Annotated in this window: 21 protein-coding genes and 1 riboswitch; of the genes, 12 read left to right on the plus strand and 9 right to left on the minus strand. The window is 71.6% G+C overall.

What is annotated here, in order from left to right:
- Window positions 1-29: 29 nt before the first annotated feature.
- Entirely contained in the window at window positions 30-197 is a 168-nt protein-coding gene (locus ACZ8ZB_RS22665; RefSeq protein ID WP_470739487.1) for a hypothetical protein, read from the minus strand.
- A 762-nt stretch (window positions 198-959) separates the two neighbouring features.
- On the opposite strand from ACZ8ZB_RS22665, the gene ACZ8ZB_RS22670 reads away from it, so the two are divergent.
- Entirely contained in the window at window positions 960-2,858 is a 1,899-nt protein-coding gene (locus tag ACZ8ZB_RS22670) for a serine/threonine-protein kinase (protein ID WP_470739488.1), read from the plus strand.
- A 63-nt stretch (window positions 2,859-2,921) separates the two neighbouring features.
- Here the strand turns inward: ACZ8ZB_RS22670 and ACZ8ZB_RS22675 are convergent, their stop codons facing one another.
- On the minus strand, window positions 2,922-3,710 hold the full coding sequence (locus tag ACZ8ZB_RS22675) for an FHA domain-containing protein (RefSeq protein ID WP_470739489.1): 789 nt from the start codon (window positions 3,708-3,710) through the stop codon (window positions 2,922-2,924).
- Window positions 3,711-3,939: 229 nt separating this feature from the next.
- Between ACZ8ZB_RS22675 and ACZ8ZB_RS22680 the strand changes: the two genes are divergently transcribed.
- The 10 genes from ACZ8ZB_RS22680 (at window position 3,940) to ACZ8ZB_RS22725 (ending at window position 14,119) form a co-directional block, all read left to right on the plus strand.
- Window positions 3,940-4,755 carry an SOS response-associated peptidase gene (locus ACZ8ZB_RS22680; protein WP_470739490.1) on the plus strand — a complete coding sequence of 272 codons (816 nt, stop codon included), beginning with the start codon at window positions 3,940-3,942 and terminating at the stop codon, window positions 4,753-4,755.
- A 1-nt stretch (window position 4,756) separates the two neighbouring features.
- Complete coding sequence (locus tag ACZ8ZB_RS22685) at window positions 4,757-5,470, plus strand: alpha/beta hydrolase family protein (RefSeq protein ID WP_470739491.1); 714 nt, start codon at window positions 4,757-4,759, stop codon at window positions 5,468-5,470.
- A 254-nt stretch (window positions 5,471-5,724) separates the two neighbouring features.
- Window positions 5,725-6,411, plus strand: a complete 687-nt coding sequence (gene sigR / locus ACZ8ZB_RS22690) for an RNA polymerase sigma factor SigR (RefSeq protein WP_470741560.1) — start codon at window positions 5,725-5,727, stop codon at window positions 6,409-6,411.
- The gene (rsrA, locus tag ACZ8ZB_RS22695) at window positions 6,408-6,719 is read left to right on the plus strand and encodes a mycothiol system anti-sigma-R factor (protein ID WP_470739492.1); all 312 of its coding nucleotides are present in this window, start codon (window positions 6,408-6,410) and stop codon (window positions 6,717-6,719) included. Before sigR ends, rsrA begins: the two co-directional genes overlap by 4 nt.
- A gap of 145 nt (window positions 6,720-6,864) precedes the next feature.
- Window positions 6,865-8,265, plus strand: a complete 1,401-nt coding sequence (locus ACZ8ZB_RS22700) for an HD-GYP domain-containing protein (RefSeq protein ID WP_470739493.1) — start codon at window positions 6,865-6,867, stop codon at window positions 8,263-8,265.
- A complete protein-coding gene (locus ACZ8ZB_RS22705) occupies window positions 8,262-9,563 on the plus strand; it encodes an HD-GYP domain-containing protein (RefSeq protein ID WP_470739494.1) in 1,302 nt (433 codons plus the stop codon). The genes ACZ8ZB_RS22700 and ACZ8ZB_RS22705 overlap by 4 nt, the downstream gene beginning before the upstream one ends.
- Window positions 9,564-9,665: 102 nt before the next feature.
- Window positions 9,666-10,646 (plus strand): tetratricopeptide repeat protein, encoded by a 981-nt coding sequence (locus ACZ8ZB_RS22710; protein ID WP_030835179.1) that lies wholly within the window; start codon window positions 9,666-9,668, stop codon window positions 10,644-10,646.
- A 150-nt stretch (window positions 10,647-10,796) separates the two neighbouring features.
- Window positions 10,797-11,447, plus strand: coding sequence for a peptide deformylase (gene def / locus ACZ8ZB_RS22715; RefSeq protein ID WP_470739495.1), 651 nt, complete (start codon window positions 10,797-10,799; stop codon window positions 11,445-11,447).
- A gap of 219 nt (window positions 11,448-11,666) precedes the next feature.
- A complete protein-coding gene (gene cyc1, locus ACZ8ZB_RS22720) occupies window positions 11,667-12,752 on the plus strand; it encodes an epi-isozizaene synthase (protein WP_470739496.1) in 1,086 nt (361 codons plus the stop codon).
- Window positions 12,749-14,119 carry a bifunctional albaflavenone monooxygenase/terpene synthase gene (locus tag ACZ8ZB_RS22725; protein ID WP_470739497.1) on the plus strand — a complete coding sequence of 457 codons (1,371 nt, stop codon included), beginning with the start codon at window positions 12,749-12,751 and terminating at the stop codon, window positions 14,117-14,119. Before cyc1 ends, ACZ8ZB_RS22725 begins: the two co-directional genes overlap by 4 nt.
- 19 nt (window positions 14,120-14,138) lie before the next feature.
- On the opposite strand, the gene ACZ8ZB_RS22730 is transcribed toward ACZ8ZB_RS22725, so the two are convergent.
- Window positions 14,139-15,101, minus strand: coding sequence for a helix-turn-helix domain-containing protein (locus ACZ8ZB_RS22730; RefSeq protein WP_470739498.1), 963 nt, complete (start codon window positions 15,099-15,101; stop codon window positions 14,139-14,141).
- 93 nt (window positions 15,102-15,194) lie between these two features.
- Between ACZ8ZB_RS22730 and ACZ8ZB_RS22735 the strand changes: the two genes are divergently transcribed.
- Window positions 15,195-15,419, plus strand: a complete 225-nt coding sequence (locus ACZ8ZB_RS22735) for a hypothetical protein (protein WP_470739499.1) — start codon at window positions 15,195-15,197, stop codon at window positions 15,417-15,419.
- A gap of 24 nt (window positions 15,420-15,443) precedes the next feature.
- Here the strand turns inward: ACZ8ZB_RS22735 and ACZ8ZB_RS22740 are convergent, their stop codons facing one another.
- The 6 genes from ACZ8ZB_RS22740 to ACZ8ZB_RS22765 all read right to left on the minus strand — a co-directional run bounded on the left by ACZ8ZB_RS22740 (window position 15,444) and on the right by ACZ8ZB_RS22765 (window position 22,585).
- Window positions 15,444-16,457: a ribonucleotide-diphosphate reductase subunit beta gene (locus ACZ8ZB_RS22740; RefSeq protein ID WP_030835193.1), complete on the minus strand. Its 1,014-nt coding sequence runs from the start codon at window positions 16,455-16,457 to the stop codon at window positions 15,444-15,446.
- Window positions 16,457-18,817, minus strand: coding sequence for a ribonucleoside-diphosphate reductase subunit alpha (locus ACZ8ZB_RS22745; protein WP_470739500.1), 2,361 nt, complete (start codon window positions 18,815-18,817; stop codon window positions 16,457-16,459). Before ACZ8ZB_RS22745 ends, ACZ8ZB_RS22740 begins: the two co-directional genes overlap by 1 nt.
- Window positions 18,818-18,940: 123 nt before the next feature.
- Window positions 18,941-19,117: riboswitch (cobalamin riboswitch) on the minus strand.
- A 12-nt stretch (window positions 19,118-19,129) separates the two neighbouring features.
- Window positions 19,130-19,636: a GNAT family N-acetyltransferase gene (locus ACZ8ZB_RS22750; RefSeq protein ID WP_470739501.1), complete on the minus strand. Its 507-nt coding sequence runs from the start codon at window positions 19,634-19,636 to the stop codon at window positions 19,130-19,132.
- A gap of 73 nt (window positions 19,637-19,709) precedes the next feature.
- Window positions 19,710-21,338 carry a monocarboxylate uptake permease MctP gene (gene mctP / locus ACZ8ZB_RS22755; RefSeq protein WP_470739502.1) on the minus strand — a complete coding sequence of 543 codons (1,629 nt, stop codon included), beginning with the start codon at window positions 21,336-21,338 and terminating at the stop codon, window positions 19,710-19,712.
- Window positions 21,335-21,601, minus strand: coding sequence for a DUF3311 domain-containing protein (locus ACZ8ZB_RS22760; RefSeq protein ID WP_470739503.1), 267 nt, complete (start codon window positions 21,599-21,601; stop codon window positions 21,335-21,337). Before ACZ8ZB_RS22760 ends, mctP begins: the two co-directional genes overlap by 4 nt.
- A gap of 219 nt (window positions 21,602-21,820) precedes the next feature.
- Window positions 21,821-22,585 (minus strand): GntR family transcriptional regulator, encoded by a 765-nt coding sequence (locus ACZ8ZB_RS22765; RefSeq protein WP_470739504.1) that lies wholly within the window; start codon window positions 22,583-22,585, stop codon window positions 21,821-21,823.
- Window positions 22,586-22,642: the final 57 nt, after the last annotated feature.

Here is a 22,642-nt window from a genome sequence, read left to right on the forward strand (position 1 = left end):
GGCCGCCCGACCCCGGCCGTGTCCACCGGTCAGGAGGGGGATCCGGTGCGGGACGTGCGGACCTCGTCGTGGTCGTAGTCGGCACACGGTTCGGAGTTGTCGCGGTCGGCCTGCGCATGGGCGCCCGCCTTGGACTGGTCGGCGCCGCTCTCATGGGGGATCGCCGTCTGGAACCGGCCGTCGTGGTACGCGTCCATCCATCTCCCCGTCCTCGGCCGCGAACCGCGCCTTCAGTTCGGTGCCCAGCACGTGGTTGTCGGTGACGAGGCGGTGATGCGGAGGCTGCGGCCTTCGAGGGGGAAGACGGTGACGGCGTCGTCCCCGCGGCGGAGCCGGGCGCCGGCCAGGCACGGCCGTTCCGCGGGCAGCGTCGTGAAGGCCCCCTGACCACGAGGGTGCGGGCGCCGGTCGCGGTGGACCAGGACGCCTCGTCCTCTCCGACCTCGGTCGTCCCCCGCAACTCGGCACGGGGCAGCCGGAACCTCTCGGCGTCACACCATGGACGGCGGCCCGGAACCCGACCGCACCGCAGCCCGGCTCCGCCCGGACCAGGGATCGGAGGAGAGGGCCGCCAGGTCGGGCGGGGTGACTTCCCTGGGATCCTCCTCCTCGCCGGTGGGCGGCGGCTTCCGGTCGGCAGGTCGAGGACCTCGGGCGGGTACGCGCGGCGGGTGACCGCCCCCTCGTCCGGGGCCGGCACGACGGTCCGGGGGCTCGGCACGACGGTCCGGGAGCTCGGCACGGAGTCTTCCCGCTCGGGGGTGACGGGGCGGCGCGTGCCGTGGGTGTTGCGGCCGGGACCGGTCCCGAAGCGGGCGACGTCACCGCTTCCGCACATGGGTGCGACTGATGAAGGCTCCGGGAGAGCCTGCACAGGGTCCGCGGGCCGCAGTAGGTTCGTCCATGAACGCGGCCTTGTGCCGTGTGTGTTCCGGACCGACCGAGGGGGGGGAAGATCCGTGCGTTCGGGGGAGCGGTTCGCGGACCGCTATGTCCTGAAGGAGGTCATCGGCGCGGGGCGAGGCGGCGACGTGTGGCTGGCCCACGACACGGTGGTGGGCCAGGACGTCGCCCTGAAACCGGAGCGGACGGACAGCGCGGACGAGACCGCGGTGCGACGGCTGCTGGGCGAACCGCGCGCCATGGCCAAGTTCCGGGAGCATCCGCACGTCGTGACGCTGTACGACGTCGTGACCGTGGAGCAGGGCGGGGCCGGACCGCGGACGTACTGGTTCGTCATGGAGTACGTGCCCGGCGGGGGCCTGGACCGGCGGCCGACGGTCTCCCCCGCGCGGGCGGCCCGCATCGGCGCCCAGCTCGCCGACGCGCTGACCGCCCTGCACGAAGCGGGCATCGTCCACTGCGACATCAAGCCCGCCAATATCGGCCTCACCCGGCAGGGGACCGCGAAGTTACTGGACTTCGGTGCCGCCCACCGGGTCGGCGGCAGCGAGACCATCACGGTCAACGGCCCGTTCAGCTTCACCCCGGACTACGCCGCCCCCGAGCTGGCCCGGGGCAACGTGCCCCGGCCGGCCTCGGACGTGTTCTGTCTGGGCGCCACCCTCCACGCGCTCGTCACCGGTGCGCCGCCGCGCGGTGACGCGTCCGAGGACGACGCCGATTCCGCGAGGGCGGGGGAGGACGACGAGGAAGCCGAGCGGCTGAGGTACTGGAAGGCCGAGCAGGGCGTCGTAGAGCTGGACACGGCCGCCCTGGGACCGCTGCGTCCCGTGCTCGCCGCCATGCTGCACCGCGATCCTCGGCAACGCCCTGACGACGCCGAGGTCAGACGCCTCCTGGAGGGCGTGGCCGGCGCCGTCCCCCGGCAGCGAAGGCTGCGCCGGCCCCTGATCGCGGCCGCTCTCGGCGTCAGCTCCGTGCTGGCTCTGGGCCTCGCCGTCCTCCCCGGCCACGGCGACGACGGGGAGGCGGCCACCCCCAGGTCCGCTCAGAGCGAGCAGGAAGAGAACGCCTCGGACGGCGAACCGCAGGCCCTGATCGGCGATCCGCGCACCGCCGATGTGTGTGCGCTGACCGATCCCGCCGCTCTCGCCCAGTTCGGCGACGGGGAAGTGCGCGTGGACGTGGACTACGGGAACTTCGACCGCTGCGACGTGCTCGTGGACATCGACGACAGGACCCGGATCGATGTGTCGGTCGGCCTCCTGCCGGGACCGCGGCCCGAAGGTTCGGAGCCCTCCCGCACGATCGGGAGGATCGGCATCCGGCAGGAGCAGTCGGAGGGCGACGAGTGCAGGCTGCTGCTCACGTCCGACGGCGGCGCCGAGGACCCACTGGTCGAGGTCCGCGTCAACATGGGCAGGGGCACCGTGGTCGGCGGCAACGCGACTCTGTGCACGGTCGCCTACGAGGCAGCCGGGAGCGCGGCGGAGGTCCTCGATTCCGGTCCGGTCCCCCGCCGCTCGCCGGGCTACCCACGCGCATCGCTGGCCTGGTCGAACGCCTGCGAACTCCTCGACGCCGAGGCGCTGGCCGCCGTTCCCGGCCTCAAGGCCGACGTGCCGGACGTGGGCGTCGCGAACTGGAGCTGCGAGTGGTCGAGCGACGTGGACGAACTGGAGGCGGAGGTGAGCTTCTTCCGTGATCAGCCCAGGTCCGCGGTGGACGGAGCCACGGCCGTCAGGCTCAGTGGATACCGCGCCGTCGTCGAACCGGACGACGACGGCGACACCTGTACGACCTTCGTCGAGTACCGCAGATACAGCGGTCAGGGCGCCAAGACCGTCGCCGAGATGGTGCGCCTGGACGTCGGCGGGCGACAACCCATGGACGAGCTCTGTGCGATGGCCGAAGACCTCGCCGGCTCCGCCGCAGCCGAACTCCGCACGCGATGATCCCGAAGAGGCGACTCGGAGGAGACGGCACGGAGCAGATGACCCAGCGGAGTCGGCGCCCGCTCAGGGCGCGGAGTCCGGCCAGGCGGCGTCGTCCTCCATCAGGTCCAGGTCCGGCGGCACGAGCGTCGTCGACTCCACCAGCCCCTTGATCAGGTTGTGCAGCAGGCTGTTGTCGGCGGGTCGGCCCTGCGACTTGTCGTGCAGCAGCTGGTACCGGAAGCCGGTGTGGTGCAGCCGGCGGCGTACGGCCTCGATCCGGTGTTCGATCCTGCGCTCGGTCCAGTTGCCGTCCGGACGGAGGTAGGCGAGCTGCTTGGCGGCGACGGCGTACGACAGGGGGCGCGGGTCCTCCTCGTACAGCAGATACCGCTGGCCGAGGACGACCAGCAGCAGCCGTTCGTCGTCATCGAGTGCCCAGGTCTCCGGCCGGACCGTCGCCGCCCGCCGCCGTGACACCGGACCCTGGTCGTCGTAGCCGGCCACATACAGTTCGACCAGGTGCTCCCGGTAGCCGGAGCCCTTCACGAACAGCGGGGTGTAACCGGTGGCGAGCGGGACCGGCTCGGTGCTGAGGTGCAACATCCGGCCCCGGGGCAGTCGGACGAGCTGCTGCCCGGTGTTGCGCAGCCACCACATCCCCCGCTGGTACGTCAGCTCGCCGTGCCGCCGGCTCACCCGCAGATCGTCCACGCCGACCCCCAGGTCCACGTCGGGTTCCTCACCGCGCCCGAAGCGGACCGTGAGCCCCTGCCGGGGCGGAGCGCTGAGCTCACCGGTGAGCGTACGGGCGTGCAGGGTCCCCGGCGGGGTGGGCGCGACACCGCGCGCGAGGCTGGCGGAGAGGGGCATCGCTGGTCTCCTCGGTTCCTGGGCCCGGCCGCGACGGCGTCCGGGGCCGAGAGCTTCTCGCCGGGCGTACGGCGTACCGACCAGTGTCCGCACCCGTCGCGGGACCCCTCCCGCATCCCGGCCCCCCCGTTCGGACGGTCACCGGATTCCGGAACGTCCGCTCGGAACGCTCGGATCCCTTCCGTAGGGTAGTGACACGTTGTCCTGACAGGTACGGACGGGGTTTGACGTGTGCGGACGGTATGCAGCGAGTCGCAGGCCCGAGGATCTCGCGGGGATCTTCGAGGTCGAGAAGTGGGAGCCGGAGGAGACCCTGGAGCCCGACTACAACGTGGCGCCGACCAAGGAGGTCTACGCCGTCCTCGACCGTGCCCTGAAGGACGCGGCGGACCCGCGCCCGGTCCGGCAGCTGCGGAAGCTGAAGTGGGGCCTGGTGCCCTCCTGGTCCAAGACGCCCGAGGGCGGGGCCCGGATGATCAACGCCCGCGCGGAGACCGTCCACGAGAAGCCCTCCTACCGCCGCGCCTTCTCCTCCCGGCGCTGCATCCTGCCCGCCGACGGCTACTACGAGTGGGTCACCGGCAAGCAGGAGCGGGACCTGGAGGTCGAGGGGAGGAAGAAGCGGCCCCGCAAGCAGCCCTACTTCGTGACGCCGGCCGACGGCTCGGTGTTCGCCATGGCCGGGCTGTACGAGTTCTGGCGGGACAAGACGCTGCCGGACGACCATCCCCAGGCCTGGTGGGTGACGTGCTCCGTCATCACCACCGAGGCGGAGACGAGCCCGCTCGCCGTGTCCCCGGCGGACGGCCCGCACACCCTCGCCGAGATCCACCCGCGGATGCCGCTGATGCTCACCCCGGACCGCTGGGACGCCTGGCTGGACCCGGCCCGCACGGACGCCGGCGAACTGCGCGAGCTGCTCGCCCCGCCGCCCCCCGGCCTGATGCGCGCCTACCCGGTCGCCACGGCGGTCAGCAACGTCCGCAACAACGGACCGGAGCTGCTGACCGAGCTGGCCGCACCGGAAGAGGGCACACTCTTCTGACGTGACCCCCGACACGACTGACACGACTGACACGACTGACACGGCTGACACGGCTGACACGGCTGACACGACGGACACGACCGAGACCGTCGAGACGGTCGAGACCGACGCCGGCACCGCCCGCGTCACCTGGCACCACGCACACGACCGCGCCCGCCTCGTCCTCGCGGTGGGGCACGGCGCCGGCGGCGGCATCGGGGCCCGGGACCTGAAGGCGCTCGCCGCCGGACTGCCCGCACACGGCGTGACCGTCGCCCTGGTCGAACAGCCCTGGCGGGTGGCCGGCAAGAAGGTGGCCCCCGCGCCGAAGACCCTCGACACCGGCTGGCGCGGCATCTGGCCCGCGCTGGCGAAGCCGGGCCTGCCGGTGGTCTCGGGCGGGCGCAGCGCCGGCGCCCGCGTCGCCTGCCGCACCGCCGCGGAACTCGGCGCGCACGCCGTGCTCGCCCTGAGCTTCCCCCTGCATCCGCCGGGCAGGCCCGAGAGGTCCCGCGCCGACGAGCTGCTGGGCACCGGTGTGCCCACGCTCGTGGTCCAGGGCGGCAACGATCCCTTCGGCAGGCCCGAGGAGTTCCCCGAGGGGGGCTTCGAACTGGTCGAGGTCCCCCGCGGCGACCACGGCTTCGCCGTGCCCAAGCGGGCGGACATCACTCAGGACGGGGCCGTGGCGGTCGTCACCGACGCCGTCGTGCGGTGGACCGGCACGCTCGGCTGACCCCGGGAATGCCCGGGCGGCTCCCGCTGTTGGGACGGTCGTACGTGCCGGCCGACGGCACCACCGCCGTAGGAGAGGAAGTCCGCCGCATGGGTTCGACAGCCTGCCCGACCCGCAGCAGCCGCGCCGACCTGGACTGGACGGTGCTGCACGCGGCCAAGACCGCCCCCATTCGGGCGGCGGGCGGACCGGATCGTCGTCTATCCTCCGATTCGGGTGGGGCCGCCTTCGGTCCCACGACAACTCTCGAGGAGGTGGGTCCGGTTCCCGGTACCGACGCAGGGACCGAACACGGCCAGGCGGAGCAGCCCGAGGGCCGGGGCGGCACGGGCGCGGAGTCGACCGCGGAGCGCAGCGCGCGCTTCGAGCGGGACGCGCTCGAGTTCCTCGACCAGATGTACTCGGCCGCCCTGCGCATGACGCGCAACCCGGCCGACGCGGAGGACCTGGTGCAGGAGACGTACGCCAAGGCGTACGCGTCCTTCCACCAGTTCCGCGAGGGCACCAACCTCAAGGCGTGGCTGTACCGGATTCTCACCAACACCTTCATCAACTCGTACCGCAAGAAGCAGCGCGAACCCCAGCGCAGCGCGGCCGAGGAGATCGAGGACTGGCAGCTCGCGCGCGCCGAGTCGCACATGTCCACCGGTCTGCGCTCCGCGGAGTCGCAGGCGCTGGACCACCTGCCCGACTCGGACGTCAAGCAGGCGCTCCAGGCGATCCCCGAGGAGTTCCGCATCGCGGTGTACCTCGCCGATGTGGAGGGCTTTGCCTACAAGGAGATCGCGGACATCATGGGGACGCCCATCGGTACGGTGATGTCCCGACTGCACCGCGGCCGCCGTCAGCTGCGCGGCATGCTGGAGGGCTACGCGCGCGAGCGCGGACTGGTCCCGGCCGGCGCCGGGGAGTCGAACGAAGCGAAAGGCTCGGGGTCATGAGCTGCGGAGAGCCGCACGAGACGGATTGCAGCGAGATCCTCGATCATCTCTACGAGTTCCTCGACCGGGAGATGCCGGATTCCGACTGCGTGAAGTTCGAGCACCACTTCGAGGAATGCTCGCCGTGCCTGGAGAAGTACGGGCTCGAGCAGGCGGTGAAGAAGCTGGTCAAGCGCTGCTGCGGACAGGACGACGTGCCGGGCGACCTGCGTTCCAAGGTCATGGGCCGGCTCGACCTGATCCGCTCCGGCCAGGCCGTCCCCGACCAGGACGTCACGGCCGCGCCGACCACCCCGCAGGAGTCCTGACACTCCGCGGTTCCCCGGCCCCCGTGTCACTCGAACGTGCTAATCCGCGGGTTATCGGCCCGTGGAGGCACGCCCCGCCGCCCTAGGCTCCAGAACCTGGCAGGTGGCAGGCCGGGTGTCGGCGGGCACGGTCGGGGAGGGGTTCATGGAGGCGTTACCGGCGCGGGCCCGCGCGTATGCCGCCTGTGTCGCCGTGCCGGCCCTGCTCTGCCTGCTGCCGCTGGTCCCCGGGAGCCCGGTGTCACCGCCGAGCGGTGTCCGCTTCTCCTGGTGGGCGGTCGCCCTGCTCGCCGCGCTGTACGCGGGCTGCGAACACCTCGCCCGGTCGCGTCAGGCCGCGGCCCCGCACCCGGGCGGAACCTTCCACCCCGTCCTGCTGGCCGGGGCCTTCCTGCTGCCACCGCCCGCCGCGGCGCTGGTCGCGCTCCCCGGAGCGCTGCTGCTCCCCGTGGAACGACGCCCGTACCCGGCGCGCAGGCTCTGGCGGGCCGGCCGGCTGGTGCTCGCCGTATGGGCGGCGGGCCGGGTCCACCTGGCGGTCGGCGGCCGGGACGCGGTGGCGGACTGCGACGTCCCGGGCGCGCTCGGCACGGCCGGGGCCGCGGTGCTGGTGTTCTGCCTGGTGCTCACCCTGCTGGACGGCGGCATTCCGGCGCCGGCGCCCGGCGGGCTCCCGCGCGGGAGGCGGGTCTCGGCGCCGACCGACTGGTGGCGGCTGTTCCTCAGGTCGCTGGCGCCGATCACCGTGCACGGCCTCGCCGGACTCATGATGGCGCTGCTGTGGCGCAGCCCCTACGGTCCCGTGGCCGCGCTGCTCGTGCTGCCGCCGATGGGCGTCTCCTGGTGGGCGTTCGCCCAGTACCACCGGGAGCGGGCCGCCCATCAGGCGACGATCCGCGCGCTCGTCCAGGCCGTCGACATCAAGGACGGCTACACACGCGGGCACAGCGAACGCGTCGGACGGGCGTCCATGATGATCGCGCGGGAACTCGGCATGGACGACGAGCGCGTCGAGATGCTCCGCTTCGCGGGCATCCTGCACGACGTCGGCAAGCTCGGCGTGCCCACCCGGCTGCTCACCAAGGACGGCCCGCTGACCCCCGAGGAGCGCCGGGTGATCGAACTGCACCCCGAGTACGGGCACGAGATGGTGCGGGGGATCTCCTTCCTCGGCGAGGCCCGCGCGGCGGTCCTGCACCACCACGAACGGCTGGACGGCACCGGCTACCCCTACGGACTGTCGGGCGGTCAGATCCCGGAGTCCGCGCGGGTGGTCGCCGTCGCCGACGCCTTCGACGCGATGACCTCCAACCGCTCCTACAGCAGGGCGCGGCCCGTGCCCGTGGCCCTGGAGGAGCTCCGGCGGTGCGCGGGCACCCACTTCGACCCGCGGATGGTGGCAGCGCTGGTCCGGGCGATCGGCCGGGCCGGCTGGCATCCGGCGGTGACCGCCGACGACCCCCGGCCGGCCGGCGCCGGCACACGGTCCACCGCCGTGTCCGGACCCGCCGCACCGGCCGCCGGCCGGCCCGGGGCGCGCCGATGAGGCCCCGGCTCCACACCGTCGTGCACCTGTGCGCCGCCGTCCTCGCCGCGGGTTCCCTCGGCGCCACCCTCTACGACGGCGTCGAGGAACGCGGCGCCGCCCTCGCCTTCGGGGTGCTCGTCGCCGTCGGGGAGCTCACCCGGCGCAACGGGACACGGATCAGGGAGGCCGCGCCGCTCGCCGCCGCGGGTTCGCTGGCGTACGCGCTGCTCGGCGAGACCGCGGGGCGGCCCACCCAGCACGGCGCCGCCCAGGTCGTCACCGTGGTGCTCGCCGCCTCCCTGCTCGGCAGCGTGCCGCACGTCGGGCGTGGCGTAGGCCCGGCCCTCGACCCGTCGGCCCGCAGGGTGCTGACCGTCGGGTTCGCCGCCGTGTGCTTCCAGCCGCTGTACAACCGGGGCGCCTTCGACGGCTGGGGAGGTCCCGCCCACGCGCTGCTGCTGCTCGCCCTGCTGTCCCTCACCGCGCTGTGCGACGTCGTGCTCGCCGCCGCGCTGGCCCACTCCCGCACCGGATGGCCCTTCCTGCCGACGCTGCGCGGCGAACTGCGGGCCGTGCCCGGCATCGGGGCCGCCGTCATCGCCACGGGCGCGGTGATGGCGCTCGGGGTCGCGGTCGTGGGGCTGTGGGCGCTGCCCGTCTTCTCCGTCCCCCTGCTGCTCGCACAGTTGTCCTACCGGCGGTACGCCGCCGTGCGCGCCACCTACCGACAGACCATCGCCTCCCTCGCGCGGGCCACCGAGATCGCCGGATACACCCCGGCCGGGCACGCCCGCCGGGTCGCCGGGCTCAGCCGGGCGGTGGGCCGGGACCTCGGGCTGACCGAACCCGAACTGACCGTGCTGGAGTACGCCGCCCTGATGCACGACATCGGCCAGCTCAGCCTCGTCGACCCGGTCCCCGACGGCGCCACCGCCGCCCTGCCGGTCGCCGAACAGCGGCGGATCGCGCTGCTCGGCGGCGCCGTGGTGCGCCAGACCGGGGTGGACCCGCGCGTGGCCGCGATCGTCGAGCGCCAGGCCGACCCGCACCGGGAGCAGCCACTCGCCGCGCGTATCGTCCGGGCGGTCAACGCGTACGAGGAGAAGTCCCGGGAAGGAGGGCCGGGCGGGCCGCTGACCGCGCTGGAGGAACTGCGCCTGGGCGCCGCCGGTGCCTACGCGCCGGAGGTGGTCGAAGCACTGGCCCGGGTGCTGTCACGGAACACGGAGGGTGCGCGTGAACACGGAGGACGAGCGTGGCGAGGACCACGCACGGGACTGTCTGACCCCGGCCGAGGCTGGGTAACCCATGGGTAATGAGCGCCCTCGTGGCCGTACGTGGTTGGATGCGAAGAAGAGGGTGTCCGGGGGCGCGGACAGGCACAGCCAGCCCACCGACGGAACTGGCAGGCGGGAATCGTGAGGATCTTCGGCAAGGGACGGCACCGGCCCTCCGCCTCCTGGCGGCAGGCCACGGACCGTGCGTTCACGCTCATCGGCGACGGCCGGTACGAGGACGCGGGCGCGCTGCTGACCCGTGCCGCCGATCTGGAGCCCTGGTTGTCGGAGTCCTGGTTCAACCTCGCGCTGCTGCACAAGTTCCGGCACGACTGGGAGCAGGCGCGGGCCGCCGGACTGCGGGCCGTGGCGCTGCTCGACCGTGACACCGGGGCTCCCGACTGGTGGAACGTCGGCATCGCCGCCACCGCCCTGCAGGACTGGCCGCTGGCCCGGCGGGCCTGGCAGGCCTACGGGCTCAAGGTGCCCGGCCCGGCCACCGACTCCGGCGAGCCCCTCGGCATGGACCTGGGCAGCGCGGCCGTACGGCTGTCCCCGGAAGGGGAGGCGGAGGTGGTGTGGGGGCGGCGCCTCGACCCCGCCCGGATCGAGGTGCTCTCCATTCCGCTGCCGTCCTCCGGGCGCCGCTGGGGCGAGGTCGTCCTGCACGACGGCGTGCCGCACGGGGAGCGGAGCACCGCCGCCGGGCACACCTACCCGGTGTTCGACGAGATCGAGTTGTGGGCGCCCTCGCCGGTGCCGACCTGGGTGGTGCTGCTGGAGGCCGCGACCGAGGCCGACCGGGACGCGCTGGAGCAGCTGGCCTCCGACGCCGGGTTCGCGGCCGAGGACTGGTCGTCCTCCGTGCGGCTGCTGTGCCGGATGTGCTCGGAGTCCCGGATGCCGTCCGACGAGGGCGAGGGCGAGCACCTGGATCCGCACGACCACAGCGAGCCGGGGCATCCCGGGCCGCTGGGGCACCGTACGGACGGGCAGTCGTGGGTGCCGGAGCGGGAGTGCGGGGTGGCCGCGCCGGCTTCGCTGGTCCGGGGGCTGCTCGACGGGTGGGTCGCGGACAGCCCGGACTCCCGGGACTGGCGGGACCTTGAAGAGGTCTGTTAGAAGCGTCGGCGGCCGCGGGTCCGTCGTGGCCGGTCGCGCCCGCGCGGCGGAGCCGCACACCGGCACCGTCCCGCGTCCCCGAGGGGGGCGCCTCACCGTACCCTTGTCAGATCACGACCCCGGTTTCACTCAGGAAGGCACACGTCGGTCATGGCTCAGCAGGACACCGATCAGCAGCACGCGGGCGTGCTCCCCGTCGACGACGAGGGGTACGTCATCGACACGGAGGACTGCGAGGAGCGCGAGGCGGCGTGGCGGGAGCGCGGCACCTCGCGCCCGATCACCGTGGTCGGCAACCCGGTGCTGCACCAGGAGTGCGAGGACGTGACGGACTTCGGCGACGAGCTCCAGCAGTTGGTCGCCGACATGTTCGCCAGCCAGCGCACCGCCGAGGGCGTGGGCCTGGCCGCCAACCAGATCGGCGTGGGCAAGAAGGTCTTCGTCTACGACTGCCCGGACGACGAGGGCGTGCGGCACGTCGGTGTGCTCTGCAACCCCAAGCTGGTCGAACTGCCCGCCGAGAGGCGCCGGCTGGACGACAGCAACGAGGGCTGTCTGTCGGTGCCCACGGCGTACATGCCGCTGGCCCGTCCCGACTACGCCGAAGTGACCGGCCAGGACGAGAAGGGCAACCCCGTCCGGGTGCGCGGCACCGGCTACTTCGCACGGTGTTTGCAGCACGAGACCGACCACCTCTACGGCTACCTCTACATCGACCGGCTGTCCAAGCGCGAACGCAAGGACGCGCTGCGGCAGATGGCCGAGAACGAGCCGCGTTACCCCGTGGTGGCCAACGACTGACCGTCCTCCGGGAGCCCTCCCTCTCCTCGCCGCCGGCGTCCGATCGAGCACTCCTTCGATCGGGCGCCGTTCGTCTGTGCGTCCCCTGTCGTGGTGAAAGAAGCAAATCCGGTCCCAGAACGGTCAGTTGTGGTGCTGAATAGAGGTGCGGGGATACGCACGGCGTGCGCCCGGCTCGGGGCGGGCGCACGCCGACTGGCGGCAGAGAGGGGTTTGTTCGTGCATGCGTTGACACACGGCACCACATCGACACCGACCACCATCGCAGTTCCACCGGCGCTGTCCCTTCCGGTGATCGAGGCGGATTTTCCCCGGCAACTCCACCCGTATTGGCCGCGACTCCAGGAGAAGACCCGGGCATGGCTGCTCGAAAAGCGGCTCATGCCGGCGGACAAGGTGGAGGAATATGCCGATGGCCTGTGCTACACCGACCTCATGGCGGGCTACTACGTAGGCTCCCCCGACGACGTCCTGCAGGCGATAGCGGACTACAGCGCGTGGTTCTTCGTCTGGGACGACCGGCACGACCGTGACGTCGTCCACGGCCGCGCCGCCGCCTGGCTGCGGCTGAAGGACCGGCTGCACAGGGCACTCGACAGCCCCGGTGACCACCTGGGTCACGAGGACCCCGTGGTGGCGGGGCTCGCGGACAGCGTGGAGCGGCTGTACGCGTTCCTGCCGGGCGGCTGGAATGACCGGTTCGCCCGGCACTTCCACGAGGTGATCGAGGCGTACGACCGGGAATTCCGCAACCGCACGGAGGGGATCGTCCCCACCGTCGAGGAGTACCTGGAACTGCGCCGGCTCACCTTCGCGCACTGGATCTGGACCGATCTCCTGGAGCCGAGCGCGGGCAGTGAACTGCCGGACGAGGTACGGCAGAACCCCGCCTACCGGAAAGCGGCACTGCTCAGTCAGGAATTCGCCGCCTGGTACAACGACCTGTGTTCACTGCCGAAGGAGTTGGCGGGCAGTGAGGTGCACAATCTCGGCATCAGTCTCATCATCCACGAGAAACTCACACTCGAGGAGGCGATCGCGGAGGTGCGGCGTCGCGTCGAGGAATGCATCAGTGAATTCCAGGGCGCCGAAAGGGACGCCTTGCGTTTCGCGGACACCCTCGACGACGGCACGGTGGGAGGAAAGGAAACGAGCGCCGCCGTACGCGCCTGCGTCGGCAACATGCGGAACTGGTTCAGCTCCGTCTACTGGTTCCACCACGAGTCCGGCCGGTACCGGGTCGACAGCTGGGACGACCGGTCCACACCCCCGTACGTCACCAACGAAGCGGCAGGTGAGTCATGAGCGTCGAGTCGGCGAACCCCAGGGCGGCCGGGGCACCCCCGCTGCGCGAGCCCCCCGTGGCAGGCGGAGGAGTGCCCGTCCTCGGCCACGGCTGGAGACTGGCACGTGATCCGCTGTCCTTCATGTCCCGGCTGCGCGACCACGGCGACGTCGTGCGCCTCAAGCTCGGCCCGAAGACGGTGTACGCCGTCACCACCCCCGCACTCACCGGGGCGGTGGCGCTGAGCCCCGACTACATCATCGCCGGACCGCTGTGGGAGTCCCTGGAGGACCTGCTCGGCAAGGAGGGCGTCGCCACCGCCAACGGCCCGCTGCACCGGCGCCAGCGCCGCACCATCCAGCCCGCGTTCAAGCTCGACGCCATTCCCGCGTACGGGCCGGTCATGGCGGAGGAGGCGTACGCGCTCGTGGAGCGCTGGCGCTCCGGGGAGGTGCTGGACGTCACGGCGGAGTCCTTCCGCGTGGCCGTCCGGGTCACCGCCCGCTGCCTGATGCGCGGCAGTTCCGTGGACGCCCGGGCGGAGCGCGTCTGCGCCGACCTCGCCACCCTGTTCAGCGGCATGTACCAGCGCATGGTGGTACCGCTCGGACCGCTTTACCGGGTTCCGCTCCCGGCCAACCGGGAATTCAACCGCGCGCTGGCCGATTTGCATGTCCTGGTCGACGAGATCGTCGCCGACCGACGGGCGAGCGGTCAAAAACCGAACGATTTGCTGACGGCTTTGCTGGAGGCGCGGGACGAGAATGGCGAGCCCATAGGGGAACAGGAGATCCACGACCAGGTCATCGCCATCCTCACCCCCGGCAGCGAAACCGTCGGAGCCACGATCATGTCGCTCCTCCTGGTTCTCACCGAGCACCCGGAAGTCGGTGACAAGATCCGCGAAGAGGTGAAAACCGTCGTGGGCGACCGCCCGGTCGCATTCGAGGACGTCCGAAAGCTGACGTACACCGCGAATGTCGTCGTCGAAACCCTGCGGCTGTACCCGGCCGTATGGATATTGACCCGTCGCGCGGTCACCGACACGGAACTCGGCGGATACCGCATTCCCGAGGGCGCGGACCTCATCTACAGCCCGTACGCGATCCAGCGCGACCGGCGGTCGTACGAGCGGCACGAGGAGTTCGACCCCGACCGCTGGCTCCCCGAGCGGGCGGGGAACGTGCCCAAGTACGCGATGAGCCCGTTCAGCGTGGGCAACCGCAAGTGCCCCAGCGACCACTTCTCGATGGCCGAACTCACGCTCGTCACCGCGGTGGTCGCCTCCGCCTACCGCTTCGAGCACACGCCCGGCTCCGACCCGCGGCCCCGGATCGGCATCACGCTCCGGCCGCGCGGCCTGCGGCTGCGGGCGGTACCACGCTGACCGGCCGCGCGGCGCGCGTTCAGGCGGCCTCCGGGCCCCTGAACGTGCGCCGGTAGGCGTGCGGGGTGGTACCGACGGCACGGGTGAAGTGGTGGCGCAGCGCCGCGGCGTTGCCGAAGCCGGTACGGCCCGCGATCGCGTCCACCGTCTCGTCCGTCGCCTCCAGCAGGTGCTGGGCCAGCAGCACCCGCTGGCGCAGGATCCAGCGGTAGGGGGTGGTGCCGGTCTCCTGCTGGAAGCGGCGGGCGAAGGTGCGCGGCGACATGCGGGCGCGGGCGGCGAGCTGCTCGACGGTGGTCTCCTGGTCGAGGTGCCGCTCCATCCACACCAGCACGTCGGAGACGGTGTCGCCCCCGGACCGCGGCAGCGGGCGCTCGATGTACTGGGCCTGCCCGCCGTCGCGGTGCGGGGGCACCACCATGCGCCGGGCGATCCTGTTGGCGACCTCCGAGCCCTGCTCCTTGCGCACCAGGTGCAGACAGGCGTCGATGCCGGCGGCGGTTCCCGCGGAGGTGATCACCGGGTCCTCGTCGACGTAGAGCACATCCGGCTCGACCGTCAGATGGGGGTGCCGCCTGGTCAGCTCCTCCGCGTGCTTCCAGTGGGCGGCGGCGCGCCGGCCGTCGAGGAGTCCGGCGGCGGCGAGGACGAACACCCCGGAGCAGACGCTCAGCACCCGCGCGCCCCGGTCCACGCCCCGGCGCAGGGCGTCCAGCAGCTCGGGCGGGAAATCCCGGGAGACGTAGGAGGCGCCGGCGGGCACGGCGATGAGGTCGGCCGTCTCCAGGCGCTCCAGACCGTGCTCGACCTGGAGGGAGAAGCCCGTGTTGGTGCGCACCACGGGACCGTCGGCCGAGACGACGGCGAAGTCGTGGACCGGTAGGCCGTCGTCGCTGCGGTCGACGCCGAAGACCTCGCAGACGACGCCGAGTTCGAAAGGATTCACACCGTCGAGGAGGACGGCGGCCACATTCCGGAGCATGGCTCCAGTGTGCCGCGCCCCTGGCAGTAAATCGAGGGTGTACGGCAGTCCTGCCACTGTCGGTAAGGAGTGTCGGGCGGGACAGTGGTGTCCATGGATACGACGCAGAGGGAAGCACTGACCGCGATGGTGGCCGTTCTCGGCCTGTTCGTCTTCATGACCTGGCCCGCCCTGCTCGGCATCGTGCGCGAGCGGCGGATCGACCGGCAGATCGAGCGGGCCGGGGCCGCCCGCGCCGCCGCCGAGCGCCGTGGCGTACCGGCCGCCGCCCGCCCGGCGTGCGGCGCCGCCTCACACCGCACCGCAAGGGCGGCGTGAGACGGCGCCGGGGCGCACGGCGTCCTAGAAGTCCTCGTCCAGGTCGACCGTGCCCTCCACGGCGACCTGGTACGCGGACGGGCGCCGCTCGAAGAAGTTCGTCAGCTCCTGCACGCCCTGGAGCTCCATGAAGGAGAACGGGTTCTCCGAGCCGTACACCGGGGCGAAGCCCAGCCGCACCAGCCGCTGGTCGGCGACGCACTCCAGGTACTGCCGCATGGACTCGGTGTTCATGCCCGGCAGCCCGTCCCCGCACAGGTCACGCGCGAACTGCAGCTCCGCCTCGACCGCCTCGCGCAGCATGTCGGTGACCTGCTGACCGAGCTGCTCGTCGAACAGCTCCGGCTCCTCCTTGCGCACGGTGTCGACCACGTCGAAGGCGAAGGACATGTGCATCGTCTCGTCGCGGAACACCCAGTTGGTGCCGGTCGCCAGACCGTGCAGCAGGCCCCGGCCGCGGAACCAGTAGACGTAGGCGAACGCCCCGTAGAAGAACAGGCCCTCGATGCACGCGGCGAAGCAGATCAGGTTCAGCAGGAAGCGGCGGCGGTCCGCCTGCGTCTCCAGCCGGTCGATCTTCTCCACCGAGTCCATCCACCGGAAGCAGAACTCGGCCTTCTCCCGGATGGACGGGATGTTCTCCACGGCCGCGAAGGCCGCCGCCCGGTCGTCCGGGTCGGGCAGGTACGTGTCCAGCAGGGTCAGGTAGAACTGGACGTGCACCGCCTCCTCGAACAACTGCCGCGACAGGTACAGCCGCGCCTCCGGGGAGTTGATGTGCTTGTACAGGGTCAGCACCAGGTTGTTCGCCACGATCGAGTCGCCGGTCGCGAAGAACGCGACCAGCCGGCCGATCAGGTGCTGCTCCTCGGGGCTGAGCTTCGCCAGGTCGGCCACGTCCGAGTGGAGGTCCACCTCCTCCACGTGCCAGGTGTTCTTGATGGCGTCCCGGTAGCGCTCGTAGAAGTCGGGGTAGCGCATGGGGCGCAGGGTCAGCTCGAAGCCCGGGTCGAGCAGGTTCTTGGTTTCGCTGGTCATCACTGGCAGGCCTCGCAGGACTCGGGGTTTTCCAGGGAGCAGGCGACGGCATCGGGGTCGGCCGCCTGCCGGACGGGGACGGTGGTCCGGGCCGCCGCGCGGGCGATCCGGGTCGCCGGGCGGGAGCGCAGGTAGTACGTGGTCTTCAGGCCCTGTCTCCAGGCGTACGCGTACATCGAGGAGAGCTTGCCGATGGTCGGCGTCTCCAGGAACAGGTTCAGCGACTGGGCCTGGTCGAGGTACGGAGTGCGGGCGGCGGCCATGTCGATCAGACCGCGCTGCGGGATCTCCCAGGCGGTGCGGTACAGCCGCCGCACGTCCTCGGGGATCCACGCGAGGCCCTGCACGGAGCCGTTGGCTTCGCGCAGTGCCTCACGGGTGCGGGCGTCCCACACGCCGAGCCGCTTCAGGTCGTCCACCAGGTACGAGTTGACCTGGAGGAACTCGCCGGACAGCGTCTCGCGCTTGAACAGGTTGGACACCTGCGGCTCGATGCACTCGTACACGCCCGCGATCGACGCGATGGTGGCGGTGGGCGCGACCGCGAGGAGCAGCGAGTTGCGCATCCCGACGGAGGCGATCCGCGTGCGCAGCGCCGCCCAGCGCTCCGGCCAGGTGAGCTCGACGTCGTAGTGGTCGGGGTGCAGCACGCCCCGGGCGGTACGGGTCCTCTCCCAGGCCGGGAACGGGCCGCAGCGCTCGGCGAGGTCGGCGGAGGTCTCGTACGCGGCGAGCATGATCCGCTCGGCGATCCTCGTGGACAGGGCCTTCGCCTCCGGGGAGTCGAAGGGCAGCCGCAGCTTGAAGAAGACGTCCTGCAGGCCCATGACGCCGAGACCGACGGGGCGCCACTTGGCGTTGGAACGGCCCGCCTGCTCGGTCGGGTAGAAGTTGATGTCGACGACCCGGTCGAGGAACGTCACGGCCGTGCGCACCGTCTCGTCGAGGCGCTCCCAGTCGACGTCCCCGTCCGCCACGAAGGCGCCGAGGTTGACCGACCCCAGGTTGCAGACCGCCGTCTCCCCGTCGTCGGTGACCTCCAGGATCTCGGTGCACAGGTTCGAGGAGTGGATGACGTGACCCGGCTCGGCCGTCTGGTTCGCCGTGCGGTTGGCGGCGTCCTTGAAGGTCATCCAGCCGTTGCCGGTCTGCGCGAGGGTGCGCATCATGCGGCCGTACAGCTCGCGGGCCGGGAGGGTCTTCTTCGCCAGGCCCGCCGCCTCGGCGGCCCGGTACGCAGCGTCGAACTCCTCGCCCCACAGGTCGACCAGTCCGGGCACGTCCGCCGGGGAGAACAGCGACCACCGCCCGTCGGCGTCCACCCGGCGCATGAACTCGTCCGGCACCCAGTGCGCGAGGTTCAGGTTGTGCGTGCGGCGGGCGTCCTCGCCGGTGTTGTCGCGCAGCTCCAGGAACTCCTCGATGTCGGAGTGCCAGGTCTCCAGGTAGACCGCCGCCGCCCCCTTGCGCCGCCCGCCCTGGTTCACGGCGGCGACCGAGGCGTCGAGCGTCTTCAGGAACGGGACGATGCCGTTGGAGTGCCCGTTGGTGCCGCGGATCAGCGAACCCCGGGCGCGGACGCGGGAGTAGGACAGGCCGATGCCGCCGGCGTGCTTGGAGAGGCGGGCGACCTGGTGGTAGCGGTCGTAGATCGAGTCCAGCTCGTCCTTGGGGGAGTCGAGGAGGTAGCAGGACGACATCTGCGGGTGCCGCGTGCCGGAGTTGAACAACGTGGGGGAGGAGGGCAGGTAGTCCAGACGACTCATCAGCCCGTAGAGCGCGGTGACCTCGTCCAGGGAGCGCGCGCTGTCGTCCTCGGCGAGTCCGGCGGCGACCCGCAGCAGGAAGTGCTGGGGCGTCTCGACGACCTTGCGGGTGACCGGGTGCCGCAGCAGGTAGCGGCTGTGCAGGGTGCGCAGGCCGAAGTAACCGAAGCGGTCGTCGGCCCCGGGGTCGATCAGCGCGTCCAGGCGGACGGCGTGCAGCCGGACGAACCCGGCGGTCCGGTCGGCGATCAGGCCCTCGCGGTGCCCGGTCGCGACCGACTCGGTGAACGAGGTGACGCCCTGTGAGGCGGCCTCGGCGCGGATGGAGACGGTGAGCAGCCGGGCGGCGAGCCGGGAGTAGGCCGGGTCCTCGGAGATGAGCCCGGCCGCCGCCTCGGTGGCCAGCTCCCGCAGCTCCGCCGCGTCGGCGGAGGCGGACCGGCCGCGCAGCGCGGCGGCGGCGACCCGGCCGGGGTCGGCGTCCGGCAGGTCGGCGGTCAGCTCGGTCAGGGTCCGCAGCAGCGCGGCACCGGGGCCGCCGCTCTCCTCGGTCACGTCGGTCGCTGAGGCCGGATCGGCTGGCGCGATGGTCACGTGGGGCTCTCCCTCGCTCGGCACGGGGCCTCGAGGAGGGCAGGGGGCAGCACACGAGCGCACACGGCGTCGCGTCCACCGGCCCATTCCGCGAGGCCCGGACGTCCAGGCACCCGGACCGGACGGCCGGGCGCACTGTCGGCAGGTCCTCGGACTGACGCCCGTGCGCGCACCTCGGCGAGGGCGGGCATGGGTACACCGTTGCGGGACAGTTCCGGATTCACACCGGATTCCCCTGCGACGACAGCGAGCATGAGCATACATCTTGTGTCAGGCGCCGCCGACAACCCCATATGTTGTGTCGCGGAGGTGTCAGAGCGTCAACTCGTAAGCGAGGAGGGTGATGTCGTCCAGCTCCGGCAGGGGGTTCCAGTCGCGCTCCGGGGAGCGGGTGAAACCGAGCCGCTCGTAGACGCGGTGGGCGGCACGCATGGTGCGCTGGGTCGACAGCACGACCCGTCCGCACCCCTCGACGGCCCGCGCCCGGTCCACACAGGCGCGCACCAGGGCCTCCCCGGCGCCCCGCCCCCGCCCCGCACGGGCGACCGCGAGCATCCGGATCTCCGCCTCGCCCGGCCGCGCCATGTCGGCCATCGGGCCGGGACCCGGCACGAAGGTCACTCCGCCCAGCACCGTCCCGTTCGCCACGGCGACCAGCACCTCGGCGGCGGCCGCCCGCTTCCCCACGTCCCGCAGCTCCCCGAGGTAGGGGTCGCTCCCCCCGAAGTCCAGCAGTCCGTCCAGCAGATAGGCCTGGGCGGTGATCTCACCGAGCTCTTCGTGCTCGCCGGGTTCCACCGGCCGGATGACGATGTCCATGAGCGGAGTGTGCCGGACGGGTACGACGACGGGCCGCCGGTTTTCCCGGCGGCCCGTCGTCGTACCCGTCGCGTCAGTGGGCGCTGCCCGCCGTGGCCGGCGGAAGCTCCGCCTGGACGCCGGGGTCGCCCGCGTCCGCCGTGTAGTCCTCCGGCTTGGTCCGGTCGACGCCCTCGGGCGCCTTGAGGGCCCGCATGACGAAGGTCAGCACGACCGTGACCAGGACGTTGAGCACGAACGCGGTGAGGCCGATGTAACCGATCTCGCCGATGCCCGGGATCTCCTTCGACGACCCGCCGAAGTGCTTCTGCGTCGGCGAGGCCACCCCGTACGCGGCGACCGTGCCGTAGACCATGCCGACCGCCCAGCCGCCGATCAGCGCCCAGCGGTGGAACCAGCGGGTGAACAGACCGCCCACCAGCGCCGGGAAGGTCTGCAGGATCCAGATGCCGCCCAGCAGCTGGAAGTTGATGGCGACCGTCTTGTCCATGGTCAGGACGAAGGCCAGCGCGCCCACCTTCACCAGCAGGGACACGGTCTTGGAGACCTGGGTCTCCTGCTTCGGTGTCGCGTCCGGCTTGATGAAGTCCTTGTAGATGTTGCGGGTGAAGAGGTTCGCCGCCGCGATCGACATGATCGCCGCCGGCACCAGCGCGCCGATGCCGATCGCCGCGAAGGCCACGCCCGCGAACCAGTCGGGGAACATGTTCTCGAACAGCTGCGGGATCGCCAGCTGGCCGTTGCTGACGTTGACCCCGGCCGCGATCGCCATGAAGCCGAGCAGCGCCAGCAGGCCCAGCATCAGGGAGTACAGCGGCAGGATCGTGGTGTTGCGGCGGATCACCTCACGGCTGCGCGAGGACAGCGTCGCGGTGATCGAGTGCGGGTACATGAACAGCGCGAGCGCCGAGCCGAGCGCCAGCGTGGCGTACGTCCACTGGCCCGCCTCGCCCGGTACCAGCGCCCCGCGCGGGGCGCCCGTGGCCGGGTTGGTCTGGCTGTACGCCTCGCTCGCGGAGGCGAAGATCTCGTCGAAGCCGCCCAGCTTGATCGGGATGTAGATGATCGCCACCGCGATCACGAGGTAGATCAGCGTGTCCTTGACGAACGCGATCAGCGCGGGCGCCCGCAGACCCGAGGAGTACGTGTACGCCGCCAGCACACCGAAGGCGATCAGCAGCGGCAGGTCCTTGACGAACCAGTTGGTGTCCTCGCCGCCGCCGACGCCCATCACGTCCAGCACGGCCTGGATGCCGACCAGTTGGAGCGCGATGTACGGCATCGTGGCCAGGATGCCGGTGACCGCGACGGCCAGCGACAGCCCCTTGGAGTCGAACCGGCCGCACACGAAGTCGGACGTCGTCACATAGCCGTGCCGGTGCGACACCGACCACAGCCGGGGCAGGAAGGTGAAGATCAGCGGGTACACCAGGATCGTGTACGGCACCGCGAAGAAGCCGGCCGCGCCCGCCGCGTAGATCGCCGCTGGCACGGCCACGAAGGTGTACGCGGTGTACAGGTCGCCGCCGAGCAGGAACCAGGTGACCCAGGTCCCGAAGGACCGCCCGCCCAGTCCCCACTCGTCGAGGCTGTGCTCGTTCTCGGCCTTGCGCCAGCGTGCGGCCATGAATCCCATGGCCGTGACCAGCACGAAGAAGAAGATGAAGACGGCGAGTGCCACGCCGTTCACGCCGTCGTTCACTTCGACGCACCGCCCTTCGAGGCCGAGCGGGCGCGCTGGTCACGCTGCCAGAGCTTGTACGCGACCATCGTCAGCGCGGTGGAGAGGAGCACCCACAGCATCTGATACCAGTAGAAGAACGGAATGCCGATGACGACGGGGTCGGTCTTGGCGTACGAACCGACCCACAGCATGGCCACGAACGGTGCGACGAGACAGAGGGCGATGACGACGCGGACGGGCGTCACCACCTGCCCTCCTCTGGTTTCTGGGGTTTGTGACATCAGACGGCTCCCGTCCCCTCACTGATCACCGGCGGTGGTGCGCAGGGAAATCTAGGTCAGGGTGCGGTGCGGCCGTAACCCCTCGTCGGCGGAGCGGTGCCCGACAAGCGGCCCGACCGAGGGGCGGCAGCGGCGAAAACCTCGCCGACCGCCCGTTTCACCGGGGTTCGCGGGGCGCTTCAAAGGCGGCTCGGCCCCCCGGCACGGGAGCCGTCGGCGTCACTCCTGCGGGCGCTTCAGACGGGCGACGAACTTGTACCGGTCGCCCCGGTACACCGACCGCACCCACTCCACCGGCTGTCCGCCGCGGTCCCGCGAGTGCCGGGACAGCATCAGCATCGGCAGGCCGACGTCAGTGCCGAGCAGACCGGCCTCGCGCGGGGTGGCCAGGGACGTCTCGATGGTCTCCTCGGCCTCCGCGAGATGGACGTCGTACACCTCGGCGAGGGCGGTGTAGAGGGAGGTGTACTTCGTCAGGCTGCGGCGCAGCGCGGGGAAACGCTTGGCGCTCAGATGGGTGGTCTCGATGGCCATCGGCTCGCCGTTGGCCATGCGCAGCCGCTCGATGCGCAGCACCCGCCCGCCGGCCGTGATGTCGAGCAGCCCGGCGAGCCGGTCGTCGGCGGTGATGTAGCCGAGGTCCAGCAGCTGCGAGGTGGGCTCCAGACCCTGGGCGCGCATGTCCTCGGTGTACGACGTGAGCTGGAGCGCCTGGGAGACCTTGGGCTTCGCGACGAAGGTGCCCTTGCCCTGGATGCGCTCGAGGCGCCCCTCGACCACCAGCTCCTGGAGCGCCTGGCGCACGGTGGTGCGGGAGGTGTCGAACTCCGCCGCCAGGGTGCGCTCGGGTGGGACCGGCGTGCCGGGCGGCGCCGTCTCGGTCATGTCGAGCAGGTGCTTCTTCAGCCGGTAGTACTTGGGCACACGCGCCGTACGGACCGTGGTCCCACCCGCGTTCTCCGCACTGCTGACGTCGGTGCTCATGCTCTGCCTTCCCGGCTTCGAGTGCCGAAACGACCGACATCACCGTCGGCCACGGCT

It is taken from the genome of Streptomyces sp. 12E (genome assembly GCF_055633275.1).

Coding starts and splice junctions, on each gene's coding strand:
- ACZ8ZB_RS22665 (WP_470739487.1), bottom strand. CDS start 197: ATGGACGCGTACCACGACGGCCGGTTCCAGACGGCGATCCCCCATGAG.
- ACZ8ZB_RS22675 (WP_470739489.1), bottom strand. CDS start 3,710: ATGCCCCTCTCCGCCAGCCTCGCGCGCGGTGTCGCGCCCACCCCGCCG.
- rsrA (WP_470739492.1), top strand. CDS start 6,408: ATGAGCTGCGGAGAGCCGCACGAGACGGATTGCAGCGAGATCCTCGAT.
- ACZ8ZB_RS22700 (WP_470739493.1), top strand. CDS start 6,865: ATGGAGGCGTTACCGGCGCGGGCCCGCGCGTATGCCGCCTGTGTCGCC.
- ACZ8ZB_RS22705 (WP_470739494.1), top strand. CDS start 8,262: ATGAGGCCCCGGCTCCACACCGTCGTGCACCTGTGCGCCGCCGTCCTC.
- def (WP_470739495.1), top strand. CDS start 10,797: ATGGCTCAGCAGGACACCGATCAGCAGCACGCGGGCGTGCTCCCCGTC.
- ACZ8ZB_RS22725 (WP_470739497.1), top strand. CDS start 12,749: ATGAGCGTCGAGTCGGCGAACCCCAGGGCGGCCGGGGCACCCCCGCTG.
- ACZ8ZB_RS22730 (WP_470739498.1), bottom strand. CDS start 15,101: ATGCTCCGGAATGTGGCCGCCGTCCTCCTCGACGGTGTGAATCCTTTC.
- ACZ8ZB_RS22735 (WP_470739499.1), top strand. CDS start 15,195: ATGGATACGACGCAGAGGGAAGCACTGACCGCGATGGTGGCCGTTCTC.
- ACZ8ZB_RS22740 (WP_030835193.1), bottom strand. CDS start 16,457: ATGACCAGCGAAACCAAGAACCTGCTCGACCCGGGCTTCGAGCTGACC.
- ACZ8ZB_RS22750 (WP_470739501.1), bottom strand. CDS start 19,636: ATGGACATCGTCATCCGGCCGGTGGAACCCGGCGAGCACGAAGAGCTC.
- ACZ8ZB_RS22760 (WP_470739503.1), bottom strand. CDS start 21,601: ATGTCACAAACCCCAGAAACCAGAGGAGGGCAGGTGGTGACGCCCGTC.
- ACZ8ZB_RS22765 (WP_470739504.1), bottom strand. CDS start 22,585: ATGAGCACCGACGTCAGCAGTGCGGAGAACGCGGGTGGGACCACGGTC.